The sequence below is a fragment of the Aeromonas sp. CD genome, assembly GCF_033349375.1.
GTDB lineage: Bacteria > Pseudomonadota > Gammaproteobacteria > Enterobacterales > Aeromonadaceae > Aeromonas > Aeromonas hydrophila.
On the sequence record NZ_CP137631.1, the window covers coordinates 2,202,293 to 2,215,298 of the forward strand.

Genomic DNA, 13,006 nt, shown 5'->3' on the forward strand with positions numbered 1-13,006 from the left:
TGTAGCGAAAGCGGGTCCCCGTCGACCAGCATTCTATACTGGTCTGGTAGGAACGGAACGCCCATAAAAATAGCTGCAAGGATGTGAAAGATGACGCTAAAGCAGAAAATTCTGTTGTTGGGAGCCGTCCCCGTGCTCCTGATGGCCCTGGTGGTCAACCTCAGCAACTACATGATTTCAAAGAGTGACCTGGAAGCCGATCTGGTGGTGGCGCGAGAAAATGCGATCAAGGAGCGCAAGGCGTTGCTCAGCAGCTACCTGATGCTCGCCAAGACGGCCGTCGACACGGCCTACAACCAGCCAGACAGCCCGGAAGCGCGCAAGCAGGTCACCGAGATCCTGCGGCCATTGCGCTACAGCAGTGACGGCTACTTCTTCGTCTACGACTTCCAGGGCAACACCATACTGCTGCCCACCCGCCCCGAGATGGAAGGCAAGAACCGCTGGCAGGACAAGGATGCCAAGGGCAAGCTGCTGATCCAGGAGATCGTCAAGGCGGCGCGCCAGGGGGATGGCTTCTCCGAGTACTGGACCGCCAAGCCCTCCATCGGCCGGGATGCCCCCAAGCTCTCCTTCAACCTGGTGCTCGACAAGTACCAGTGGGTCATCGGCACCGGTTTTTATATCGACGACATCGACAACGAGCTGGCGGTGCTGCGCACCGAGCGCGAGAGCAACATGCGCGACTCGCTGCAGAGCAGCGTGCTGCTGATCCTGGTGATCCTGGGGGTGACCCTGGCCGCCACCGTGGTGATCGGCAACCGGGTCACCCGGCCGCTGGCGGACGCGGTCTCGGCCCTCAACGACATTGCCGACGGGGAGGGGGATCTGACCCAGCGCCTCAAGGTGCAGAGCCATGACGAGATTGGTCAGCTGGCTACCGCCTTCAATCGCTTCGTGACGCGGATCCAGTCGGTGGTGAGCCAGGTGGGGGAGACCAGCAATCACCTGTTCAGCGCGGTGGAGAAGCTGCACCACCTGAGCGAGCACTATGACCATCAGATGCACGGCCACAGCCGGGAGACCGATCAGGTGGTCACCGCGGTGACCGAGATGAGCTCCACCGCCCAGGAAGTGGCGGCCAGCGCCTCCAACGCAGCCACCGCCACCAGCGACGCGGCGCGCGAATCCGATGCCGCACGCGGGGTGGTGGGCACCGCCATCAACAGCATCAACCGGCTGGTGGGGGAGGTGCACACCGCCTCCGGCGTCATCGAGCAGCTGGCGCAGGAGACCGCCAAGATAGGATCCGTGGTGGAGGTCATTCGCGGCATTGCCGAGCAGACCAACCTGCTGGCGCTCAACGCCGCCATCGAGGCGGCCCGGGCCGGCGAGCAGGGGCGCGGCTTTGCGGTGGTGGCGGACGAAGTCCGCTCGCTCGCCGGTCGCACCCAGCAGAGCACCAAGGAGATCAACGAGATGCTGCAGCGCCTGCAGGGCGGGGTGAAACAGGCGGTGGACGTGATGCAGGCGAGCGAAGAGCGCAGCCAGGAGACGGTGCAGGAGGCGAGCCACATCGCCACCTCCCTCGACAGCATGGTGATGGCGGTCAGCACCATCAACGACATGAACATCCAGATAGCCACTGCCGCCGAGGAGCAGCACGCGGTCTCCGAGGAGATCAACAAGAACCTGGTGGCCATTCAGCAGATCGTCAGCGAGCTGACCGACGCGGCGGTCGAGTCCAACAGCACCACCCGCGATCTCGCCAGCACCGGCGACAAACTGCGCAAGCTGGTCTCCCAGTTCCGCTACTGATGGGGTGACAAGAGGGGATGTCCCTCACAAGATGCGGCCTGAACCCCGGTTCAGGCCGCACTTAATTTGGGGATTGACCAATAATATGTGAAAATTGCCCCCTCTGTGTCAGCCCTTGCCCCGTACCCTATGAATGAGATCGTGAAAGGCAGTATCGATTTGATCCGTCAGCTCAACTATGGCCTGGTCTACGCCAGCCTGGAGGAGCACAAGGAGCTGTCCCGTACCGATCTCTCCCGCTTGACCGGCCTTTCGCCTGCCAGCATCACCAAGATCACCCGCGAGCTGCTCGACGGCGGCCTGGTGGTCACCTGTGGCGAGAGCTCGGTGGGACGCGGTCGCCGCCAGACCCTGCTGCGCATCAACGAGCGCCGCTTCCAGTTTCTCTCCATGCGCCTTGGTCGCGGTTATGTGGACATGGCGCTGTTCGATCTGGCCGGCCGCTCGCTCGCCCGTCATCGCCATGTCTTCAGCGAAGGGGAGCGCGCCGACCTGCTGGCCAGCCTGGTGCGGGCCATCGAGGGCTTCTTGCCCAAGAAGGCGCTGCGCCTCGCCTGCATCGCCCTCTGTCTGCCGGGCCAGGTGGAGCGCCACTCCGGCATGGTCAAGCACTTCCCCTTCTACGATCTGCGCAACTGGCCGCTCGGTCCCACCCTGCAGGAGGCCTTCGCGGTCCCCGTGCTGGTGAGTGGCGACGTGCGCACCTGGATCCAGGCCGAGCGTGAGTGGGGCGCCGCCAAGAACTGCGCCGATGCGGTGCTGGTGTTCGTGCACAACGACATCGGGGTCGGCATGGTGGTCAACGGTCAGCTGATCGAGAGCGAGTCGGCCCTGCTCGGCGATCTCAGCCACCTGCAGCTCGAACCCTACGGTCAGCGCTGCTACTGCGGCGGCTTTGGCTGTGCCTGCACGCTGGTGACCAATCAGGCGCTGGAAGCCCAGTACCGGGATCTGCGCGAGCGGATGCAGGAGTACGATCTGCCCGAGAGCGTCACCATCCGCGAGCTGTGCGAGCTGGCGCTGGCGGGCAACAGCCTCTGTCAGGATATCCTCCATCAGGCGGCGGGGCGGCTCTCCCGGGTGCTCTCCAACCTCATCTGCCTGCTCAATCCGGGCAAGCTGCTGTTGGGGGGGGAAATCACCCGTGCCGATCGGCTGCTGTTCCCCATGCTGCACCAGTCGCTGGCAAGCCAGCTGCCGGCCGAATACCTGGTGCGGCTGCAGATTGAATCCACCCACTTCTACGAAGATCCCACCAAGCCCACCTCGGTGCAGGTGCACAAGGCCCTGCGCGACGGCAGCCTGCTGCTCGACTTGTTGCGAGGCGACAAGGAGGCATGAAGCTGGGGTTGCAAGGACGCATCCTCCTCATGCTCTGTCTGGTCAGTCTGCTGCAGCTGGTGTTGCTGAGCGGGGCCAGTTACTACTATGTGTCCGAGCAGCGCTACCGCGAGGTAGGGGATCAGGCCCTCGACGTGGCGCGGCTGGTGGCCCGCGAGCCTGGCGTGCTGGCCGGGGTGAAGCGGGCCGACACCGCCCGCCTCAACGTGCTGGTGGAGCGGATCCGCGCCGAGGTCGGCGCCAGCTATATCGTCATCGGCGATAAGGACGCGCGCCGGCTGGTGCACCCCAATGCGGATCGCATCGGCCAGCCCATGATGGGGGATGATCCGAAGCGGGCGCTGCAGGGGGAGGCCTACATCTCCCGTGCTCAAGGGTCCCTCGGGGTCTCGGTGCGTGGCAAGAGCCCCATCCGCGATGAGCTCGGCCAGATCATCGGGGTGGTCTCGGTCGGTTATCTGGTGCGGGATATCGAGGCGGATCTGCAGGGGTTCCTGCGCTTCGGTCTCGCCATGACCCTGCTCATCGTGCTGCTCAACAGCCTGGCCGCCGCCTGGCTGGCCCGCCGTTACAAACGTGCCATCCTTGGCTTTGAGCCCGAGCAGATCGGCCGCCTCTATGCCGAACTCGACTGCACCCTGCGCAGCGTGCGCGAGGGGATCCTCACCATCGACGAGCAGGGCCGGCTCACCTCCCTCAATCCCAATGGCATCCGCTTGCTGCGCCTCGACGAGCAGACGGCCCGGGCCGCCATCGGCCAGCCTGTCACCCGGCTGCTGCCGGAGAGTCGCATGCTCTCCCTCATTCAGGATCCGCGCCCGCAGTTTGACGAGGAGATAGTGCTCAACGGCCAGTCCCTCATCGTCAACCGGCTGCCGCTGGTGCGCGATGGCAAGCTGATCGGCGCGGTGTCGAGCTTTCGGCGCAAGGACGAACTGGCCGAACTGAGCGCCCATCTCTCCCAGGTACAGGCCTACAGCGATCTGCTGCGGGTGCAGACCCACGAACACCACAACCAGCTCGGCACCATCGCCGGGCTCATCGAGCTCGGGGCCACCCGCGAGGCGCTTGCCTTCATCGGGCGAGAAGCGGCCACTGAGCAGAGCCTGCTCAGCTTTCTGCTGAGCGCCATCGCCAAGCCCAAGGTGGCCGGCCTGCTGCTCGGCAAATACCACAGGGCTCACGAGCTGGGGCTGGTGCTGGAGGTGGACCCGGATTCCCGCCTGCACGACATTCCCCTTCGCGTCAGCGGCTCCCAGCTGGTGACGGTACTGGGCAATCTCATCGACAATGCCTTCGAGGCGACCCGTCGCCACGGCGCCCCCTACCAGCCGGTACGGGTGGCGCTGAGCGATCTCGGCCAGGATCTGATCCTGGAGGTGGAAGACGGGGCGGGGGGGATCGATCCCGCGCTGGCGGATCGCCTGTTCGAGCGGGGAGTCAGCAGCAAGGCGGAGCCGGATCACGGCATCGGCCTCGCGCTGGTACGCAAGACCCTGGATGCCCTGCAGGGGCAGATCACCATCGAAGCCACGACGCAGGGGAGTTGCGTCGTCTGTTACATTCCCAAGGAGGTGTGAGTGATCAAGATCCTGATCGTCGAGGATGACCCGGCCATTGCCGAGATCCACCGCCGCTTCGTGCAGCGGCTGGCGGGGTTCGAGGTGCTGGGGGTGGCGCTCACCCTGTTCGATGCCAGGGAGCAGATAGAGATCCTCAAGCCCGATCTGGTGCTGCTGGACGTCTGGCTGCCCGATGGCGAGGGCTTTGCCCTGCTGCGTGAGCTGCGCCAGGCGGGAGCTTCCCTCGACGTGATACTGCTCACCGCGGCGCGGGAGGCCGGCGCCCTGCAGGAAGCAATGCGGCTCGGGGTGGTGGATTTCATCCTCAAACCCGTGGTGTTCGAGCGGCTGCGCGATACCCTCGACAAATATTGCCAGAGCCGCGCTGCCCTGGCGGCGCTGGCCGACATCGATCAGCAGGCGGTGGACGCCCTGCTGGGGACGCCGTTGCAGCAGGTGGCGGCGGGCGGCCTGCCCAAGGGGATCGACGGGCTCACCCTGCAGCGGGTGCTGGCGGCGCTGGGATCGCAGGGAGCCAGCGCCGAGGAGATTGGCGGCCGGGTCGGGGTGAGCCGTACCACGGCGCGCCGCTATCTGGAGTTTCTGGTGGGCCAGCAGCTGGCGAGCCCGGAGCTGGAGTACGGCACCGTGGGCCGGCCGGAGCGACGTTATCGCCAGCCCTGAATGGAATAACCCCCCATCTCGTCTTGCCAATAAAAAGAGCGCCTGTCGGCGCTCTTTTGCTGCGTGGGATCCGCCAACTCAGCTCGGTTCGGATTGCAGTGTGGCGGCCGGTGCGCGGCGCGCCTGCCACCACTGCCACACCGGCAACAGCAGCATTACCAGGGTGACCAGGGTGAAGGCGAGGGTGATGGGGCGCTCCCACAGGAAGCTCAGGGAGCCGTCGTTGATCACCAGGGCCCGGCGCAGGTTGTCCTCCAGCATGCCCCCCAGAATGAAGCCGAGCAGCATGGGCGCCATGGGGAAGTCCAGCAGGCGCAGGCCGATGGCGATCAGCGCCACCAGCGCCATCACATAGATGTCCATGGTGTTGAAGGAGACCAGATAGACCCCGATCAGCGAAAACAGCAGCACCATGGGGATGAGCACCGGGCGCGGCACCTGCAGGATCTTGGCCAGATAGGGAATGAGCGGCAGGTTGAGGATCAACAGCACCACGTTGCCCAGATACATGGAGATGATCACCGACCAGAACACGTCCGGGTGCTCCATGAACAGGCGCGGGCCCGGCTGGATGCCGTAGGCGATGAGGGCCCCCAGCATCAGCGCCGTGGTGCCGGAGCCCGGGATCCCCAGGGTCAGCAGCGGCACGAAGGCCCCGCTGGAGGCGGCGTTGTTGGCCGCTTCCGGCGCGGCGATGCCGGTCAGGCTGCCCTTGCCGAACTCCTCCTGCCTGCGCTTGCTGGCGAAGTTGCGCTCGGCGCCATAGGCCATGAAGGAGGCGATGGTGGCGCCAGCCCCCGGCAGCACGCCGATGAGGAAACCCATCACCGAGGAGCGGGCGATGGGGGGCGCTATCTCTTTGACCTCGTCCCTGCTCAGCTTGAGAGAGCCGAGCTGCTGGATTTTGCGCGCCTCCTCCTTGCTGGTGTCCTTGCCCGGGCGCAGCACCGTCATCAGGATCTCCGCCAGGGCGAAGGTGGCCATGGCTAGCAGCAGGAAGGAGAAGCCGTCGCGCAAGTCCGGCAGGCCGAAGGTGAACCTGTCCACCCCGACGCTGCGGTCGATGCCGACGGTGGAGAGCATGATGCCGAACAGCGCCATGATCAGCGCCTTGAGCACCTGGCCCTTGCCGGCAAAGGCCGCCACCGCCGAGAGCCCCAGCACCATGAGGGCGAAGTAGTCCGCCGACTGGAACGAGAGGGAGACCTTGGCCAGCAGCGGCGCCGCCACCATCAGGAAGATGGCGGACAGGGTGCCGCCGGTGAAGGAGGCGTAGGCAGCGATAGCCAGCGCCTTGCCCGCCTGCCCCTTGCAGGCCAGCGGATAGCCGTCGATGGCGGTGATCATGCTGGCGGAGCAGCCCGGGGTGTTGATCAGGATGGAGGAGGTGGAGCCGCCAAACATGGAGCCGTAATAGACCCCGGCCATCAAAATGATGCCGGAGGCAGGATCCAGCCCGTAGGTGATGGGGATCATCAGGGCGATGGCGGTGACGGGCCCAAGGCCCGGCAGCATGCCGATGAAGGTGCCGACGAAACAGCCGACGATCACCATGAAGATGTTGATGGGCAGCATGGCGGTGCCCAGTCCTTGCAAAATGCCGTCTAACATGGGTTCTCCTTATCCCAGCAACTGGGTGAACAGCCGGCCCGGCTCGAGGTAGACGTTGAGCCCCTTGGTGAGCAGGGCCCAGAAGATGAGGGTGAACGGCAGGCTCACCTTGCAGGCAAAGGCGAGGCTCTGCTCGCCCATCAGCCGGATCCCGCCGATGAGAAACAGGGTGGTGGCGACCAGAAAGCCGAGCCAGCCAAGGGCCAGGCCGTAGGCCAGCATCAGCAGCAGCAGGGCAAACACCAGCCGCCAGTTGCCGGTTTCGCGCTGCAGTCGCTCGCCGCCCGGAAAGCAGATCAGCAGCAGGGAGAGCAGGGCGCCGGTACCGGCCAGGGCATAGGGCAGGGTGCTGGCGGTGAAGGGTTCATATTCGTCCCCGGGGTAGCCGGGGATCTGGGTGGCGTGATAGCCGTAGGCGAGGGAGAGCAGCAAAAACAGCAGCCCCCCGAGTCGCTCCTTGGTCAGGTACATGGGATGACTCCGATGGGCGGGCCAGGCCCGCCGACAGTGGGATTACTTGATGAAGCCGAGTTCACGCATCAGGCCGCCGATCTGCTGCTCCTGCTGGATCAGAAAGGCGGTGAACTCGGGGCCGGCCTGATAGAGATTGGTCCAGTTGTTGCGGGCGCGGACCGTTTCCCACTCCGGCTTGTCATACATCTGCTTGAGCAGGGCGGCGAATTCGGCCGACTTGTCGGCGCTGACGGCGGGGGAGGCGAAATAGCCGCGCCAGTTGGCAAAGACAGTGGGGTTGCCCTGCTCGCTGAAGGTGGGCACCTCGCTCGCATCCGGCATCCGGGTCGGTGCCGTCATGCCGAGGATCCGCATCTGGCCCGACTTGACCGCCTCCATCGCCTCGCCAAAGCCGGTGGAGAGCACCTGGGTTTCTCCTGCCAGCACCGCCGCCATGGCGCTGCCGCCGGCATCATAGGCCACGTAGCGCAGCTTGCCGGCATCGGCTCCGGCATTCTTGAAGGTCATGGCGGCTACCAGATGATCCAGGCTGCCACGGGCGGAGCCGCCGGCAATCTTCACCTTGGCGGGGTTCTCCTGATAGGCGGCCAGCAGCTGGGGCCAGCTCTGGTAGGGGGAGTCCAGCGGCACGGCCAGCGCCTGGTAGTCGGCGATGATGGCGGCCACCGGGGTGAGATCCCGGAATGATTGCGGCAGCTCCTTGGAGAGGGATTTGACGATGATGGGGGTGGAGTTGACCATCAGGGTCTTGTCGGACTGGGCCGAGGTCTCGATCAGGTGAGCGATGGCCTTGGCACCGCCACCGGCCGAGATGTTCTGGTAGGAGGCGGTGGTGATGAGGCCGGATTTGGTCAGCGCCTCGCCGGTGCCGCGGGCGGTGTTGTCCCAGCCGCCGCCGGCGCCGCCCGGAATGAGGAAGTGGATTTCGTCGATCTTGGCCTGGGCGCCGAGGCTGGCGCCCAGCAGGCAGCAGAGCAACGTGCGTTTGAGGGTTCCTTGCAACATGGTGTTCTCCTTGTGATTGTTGCAAGAAGGTTAATTAATCGTGATTGGTCGGCAAACAATCTGACCGTAATGGCTATTAAGGCTGTTGTGGTCATTGTGTTCATTTTGGTCACGATGGGGTTAGGCTGGGCCATGACGGGACTGAAGGGGGCCGGAATACTGCGGTGACGGCTAAAAAGGCGCGAGGCTCCCCGTCAGACGGGGGACCTCGCGGATGACGGATTGGCTTATCCCTGTGATGCGGGTGCGGCGGAGACCTTGTCGCCGCCGGTGCCCTGCTGCTTGATGGCATCGGTCGCCTGCTGCCTGCGCTGCAACTGCTCCATCACCAGCTTGTAGGCGATGTAGTACTTATAGATGTTGCCGACGTAGGTGACCGTCTCCGGCCCAATCTTCTCCGCCGCCACGTACTCGACGTTGTGAAACCAGACGTTGGGATCCAGCCCCCGTTTCTTGGCCTCGGTGCGCAGCCGTGCCACCCGGGCGGGGCCGGCGTTGTAGGAGGCGAACGAGAAGAGTGCCTTGTCGAGGGCCGTCATGGGCTCGTCTGCATAGTAGTGGTCGATCATCCAGCGCATATATTTGACGCCGCCGTGAATGTTGGGCTCGAGCTGGCGGATGTCGCCCACTTTGAGCCCCTTGCCGGTGGCGGGCATGATCTGCATGATGCCGATGGCGCCGACGTGGCTGCGCGCCTTGTGATTGAGGGCCGACTCCTGATAGCCCTGGGCCGCCATCAGCAGCCAGTCCACCTCGTATTTCTCGCCATATTCGCGAAACAGATCCACCACCTGCAGAAACTTCTGGCGCTCGGCATCGGCGGCGGCGCTCTTGACGAACTTGTTCTGCTTGAGATAGCGGGCCAGGATGGTGTCACCACTGTGTTTGCCGCGCAGGGCGGCTATCTGCTCGTTGAGCATGGCCAGCAGTTGCGGGCTCTCCTTGCGCACCGCCCAGGCGATGACCCCCCCTTGCCGGAACACCGGCTGCTCATGGATGCGGATGGCGGGGAAGATCTTCTGCCAGAACCGGGCCTTGTGTTCGTCCATGACGATGAAGGGCAGCAGGCCGGCATTGACCATCTCAACCAGATCTTCATCTTCCAGCGCCTCCGGGGCCGGCTGGATGTCGACAAGCGGCTCTCCCGCCGCCTTGCGCGCCTGGTTGTAGGCCGTGAGGCTCTCGAAGTAGCTGGAGGAGGGGCGCACATAGATCCGTTGGCCGGCCAGATCGGCGGCGCTCTCCACCTTGGGGGAGGCAGGCCCCGAGATGAGCAGTTCCCGCACGTTCTCCAGCAGAGGGTCGGTAAAGAGCACCCCCTGTAGTTTGCGCCGCTCGGTGATGGTGAGGTTGGCGGCGGCGATGTCGCCCTTGCCTGCGATGAGGGCTTCCAGCAGGGCCTCGCGCGCGACCGGGATGAAGACCAGATGCAGCTTGAGATGGCGCTTGAGGCTCTTTTGCTTGCGCAACTGCTCGTTGAGCCGCTTCTCCACCTCGATGAAGGCGTCGTAGGTGACGCCCCGCTGCACCCCCTTGTAGATGAAATAGCCGGTCTTGTTGTAGGTGGTGAGCACCCGGATGGTGCGCCGTGCCAGCATGGCATCGAGATCGCCGAGCAGGGGCTGGGCCAGCTGGTCACTGCTGAAGGCCAGGGCGGCCGGCTCGGAGTCGGCTTCCTCTGCGGGGGAGGTTTGCGCTGCCGTGGCGGCCTGCAGCGGGCCGCACAGCAGCCAGCCCAGAAGGATCCATAACCGTATCATGACGATGCCCTCGTGTGTTTCATTGAGTGTAAGCGGCATGGGGCGGGCGCTTTAGCTCATTGGGTTTGGTCGGTGAGGGGCGCATAGCACGATAGGCCCTATCCTGCGGGGCGAAGCGGTGGGGCTTAGGCGAAAAGGAGAGAGGCATGAACGAAAAGGGGAGCCATATCGGCTCCCCTTGAGTTGGTGTACTTGGTGCTAGACCGTCGGCGCTAGAACCAGAAGCCGATGATGAAGGAGCCCGCCAGGGTCAGCATGACGTTGGCCACCGCATAGGTGCCGGCATAGCCGAGCGCCGGGATGGAGCTGTTGGCCGCCTCGTTCACCACGTCCATGGCCGGGGCGCAGGTGCGGGCACCCGTGATGGCGCCGAGCAGCAGAGCCGGGTTCATCTTCAGCACCCAGACCCCGAACAGGTAGCCCACCAGCACCGGCAGGGTGGTCACCAGCATGCCGGAGAAGAGCACCACGGCACCGACCTGGCTCAGGTGATCCAGAATGCCGCCGCCGGCTTTGAGGCCGGTGCTCACCATGAACACCGCCAGGCCGAGATCCTTGGCCAGACGCAGGGCGCCCGGCGGCACGTAACCGACCGTGGGGTGGTTGGCGCGCAGGTAGCCCATCAGGATCCCCGCCAGCAGCAGGCCGACGGCGTTGCCCAGCCCAAACTCCAGCTGGCCGAACACCAGGGAGACGGAACCTATCAGCAGCCCCAGCACGAAGAAGGTGGTGAAGGCCACCAGATCCGTGGTCTGGCTGTGGATGCTGATGAAGCCGATCTTGTTGGCCAGCAGCTTGACCCGCTGCTTCTCGCCGCTGATCTGCAGCACGTCGCCCTTTTGCAGCATGATGTTGCGATCAAACGGCATCTCGATCTGGGAGCGCACCACCCGGTTGAGGAAGCAGCCCTTCTCGGTGAGGTTGAGCTCCACCAGATGGCGACCCACCACCGCATCGTTTTTCACCACTATCTCTTCGGTGACGATCTGCAGGTCAAGCAGGTTGCGGTCGAACACCTCCTTGCCGTTGCGGTAGTTGACGTCGAGCTTCTCGTGGCTCTCGGGGTAGCCCACCAGGGCGATCTCGTCCCCTTCCTGAATGACGGCGTCGCCATCCGGGCTCGCCAGGATGCCGTTGCGGCGGATCCGTTCCACGTAGCAGCCGGTGTGGGGGTAGATGCCGGTCTCGCGCAGGGTACGGCCACCGATCCAGGCCGCCAGCTCCGGGCCGACCCGGTAGGCACGGATGATGGGCAGGTAGGTCTTGCGGCTCTCGTTGTCGGAGAGGCCGCGCTCGCGGGCGATCTTCTGCGCCTCGGTGTTGAGGTCGAGCCGTGCCAGCGAAGGCAGGTAGCGCACCACCAGCATCAGGCCGACCAGCCCCACCAGATAGGTCAGTGCATAGCCGATGCCCATGTTGTCGAGCACCGACTGCATGTCGGTCTGATGGGGCAGGTTGAGCAGGCCGCTGCGCAGGGCATCCTGCGCGCCCACCAGCGCTGGGGTCGAGGTGAGCGAGCCGGCCAATATGCCGGCGGCCATGCCCGGCCCCAGGTTGAAGAACTTGGCCAGCCCCACGGTGAGGAAGAGGGCGGTCAGCAGGATCACCAGGGTGAGGGTGATGTAGTGGATGCCGTCACGCAGGAAGACGCTGAAGAAGTGCGGCCCCGCTTCGATCCCCACGCAGAAGATGAACAGCATGAAGCCGACGTTCTCCGTAGTGGCGGTGAATTCAAAACCCATCTGGCCGAACAGCAGGGCGGTAAACAGCACGCCGATGGTGTTGCCGATCTGGAAGTTGCCGAACCTGACTTTACCGAGCAGCAGGCCGAAGGCCAGTACCACGAACAGCAGCAGGGAGTCGCTTTGATGTAGCAGTGTCACAAAATCTATGGTCATGCCCGGAAAAACCGAGGAAAAAAGTGGGGCCGATATTGTGCCGGATCCCTCACCAATAAAGAAGCGTCAAAGGAGGATTAATCGGCACTAACCCGCCACGCTGCCCGCCTGTGTGAGGGAAACTGCGGGGCGGGTCTGGTGATGACCTCTATTTCCCTCTGCTAGCCCCGCTGTCAATTAGTGATTCCTGCTATCTGTGATCCTCGTCTTTCCGCTCTGCTTGAAAATTTATTCTCTGCTGTTTGGCTGGGCGGTTTCCTGGTTTTTCAGCACATCTGACTGAAGGGGGTGGCATGAGTCCGGGAGCTGATAGGTGTGTGTTGCCAGGGAGTGACCCATGTTGTGCGGGATGGCGAAAAGATATCTGCAAAAGGCATCTGTCGGCGGCGATGGCAACCCATTCAGGGGGGTGGCCAAAAACAGCAGAAAATCAGGTCGGCGGGGAAAAACATCGCCCGTTGCTGGCAATGGCCTGCCAGCCTAGGCCGTCATTGGCTTTGCTCTACTTACCCACAGAATCTGTGGATAACCCTGTTCATGAAACTTGGTGATCAGGCTGTATCCCGCGCCAATACTGGGCTGCAAGGACTGTTCAAAAAATACCTGAGATAAATTGTTTCTATAAAAATCAAATAGTTAGGCGCAGCAGAACAAAACGCTGCCGGGGCGGATGCGGAATCAAAAGGGAGGCGTGACCGCGGGAGGCGGCTTGTGCATTAAAATTGGCAGAGGAAAGCACTAAAGTGGATAACTTGCACCGAGATGGTGAGGAGATTGGCTCCCCCGACTGGACTTGAACCAGTGACATACGGATTAACAGTCCGCCGTTCTACCGACTGAACTACGGGGGAACATCAGGCAAGGAGGAGCATCATACAGAGGTCGTATTTCGAGGTCAATAGCCGCTTCTTCC

General features: G+C 63.8%; 9 protein-coding genes and 1 tRNA gene. 4 read left to right on the forward strand and 6 right to left on the reverse strand.

The features are described from left to right. Window positions 1-90: 90 nt before the first annotated feature. The 4 genes from R2E40_RS10350 to R2E40_RS10365 all read left to right on the forward strand — a co-directional run bounded on the left by R2E40_RS10350 (window position 91) and on the right by R2E40_RS10365 (window position 5,345). Window positions 91-1,758, forward strand: coding sequence for a methyl-accepting chemotaxis protein (locus R2E40_RS10350; RefSeq protein ID WP_253626831.1), 1,668 nt, complete (start codon window positions 91-93; stop codon window positions 1,756-1,758). A gap of 129 nt (window positions 1,759-1,887) precedes the next feature. Beyond that, entirely contained in the window at window positions 1,888-3,099 is a 1,212-nt protein-coding gene (locus tag R2E40_RS10355; protein ID WP_024944477.1) for an ROK family transcriptional regulator, read from the forward strand. After that, entirely contained in the window at window positions 3,096-4,679 is a 1,584-nt protein-coding gene (locus tag R2E40_RS10360; protein ID WP_318165416.1) for a sensor histidine kinase, read from the forward strand. Before R2E40_RS10355 ends, R2E40_RS10360 begins: the two co-directional genes overlap by 4 nt. After that, the gene (locus R2E40_RS10365; RefSeq protein WP_017409571.1) at window positions 4,680-5,345 is read left to right on the forward strand and encodes a response regulator; all 666 of its coding nucleotides are present in this window, start codon (window positions 4,680-4,682) and stop codon (window positions 5,343-5,345) included. It abuts the gene before it with no gap. Between the two features lie 78 nt (window positions 5,346-5,423). Here R2E40_RS10365 and R2E40_RS10370 read toward each other — a convergent pair whose 3' ends face one another. The 6 genes from R2E40_RS10370 to R2E40_RS10395 form a co-directional block, all read right to left on the reverse strand. Continuing rightward, window positions 5,424-6,956, reverse strand: coding sequence for a tripartite tricarboxylate transporter permease (locus R2E40_RS10370; RefSeq protein WP_041217435.1), 1,533 nt, complete (start codon window positions 6,954-6,956; stop codon window positions 5,424-5,426). A 9-nt stretch (window positions 6,957-6,965) separates the two neighbouring features. Beyond that, entirely contained in the window at window positions 6,966-7,427 is a 462-nt protein-coding gene (locus R2E40_RS10375; RefSeq protein ID WP_318165417.1) for a tripartite tricarboxylate transporter TctB family protein, read from the reverse strand. A 42-nt stretch (window positions 7,428-7,469) separates the two neighbouring features. Beyond that, on the reverse strand, window positions 7,470-8,435 hold the full coding sequence (locus tag R2E40_RS10380) for a tripartite tricarboxylate transporter substrate binding protein (protein WP_029301042.1): 966 nt from the start codon (window positions 8,433-8,435) through the stop codon (window positions 7,470-7,472). A gap of 227 nt (window positions 8,436-8,662) precedes the next feature. Further along, window positions 8,663-10,195 (reverse strand): lytic transglycosylase F, encoded by a 1,533-nt coding sequence (locus R2E40_RS10385; RefSeq protein ID WP_318165418.1) that lies wholly within the window; start codon window positions 10,193-10,195, stop codon window positions 8,663-8,665. A gap of 212 nt (window positions 10,196-10,407) precedes the next feature. Further along, window positions 10,408-12,093, reverse strand: coding sequence for an aspartate:alanine antiporter (locus R2E40_RS10390; RefSeq protein WP_011706282.1), 1,686 nt, complete (start codon window positions 12,091-12,093; stop codon window positions 10,408-10,410). A gap of 775 nt (window positions 12,094-12,868) precedes the next feature. Then, window positions 12,869-12,944, reverse strand: a tRNA-Asn gene (locus R2E40_RS10395). Window positions 12,945-13,006 lie beyond the last annotated feature (62 nt).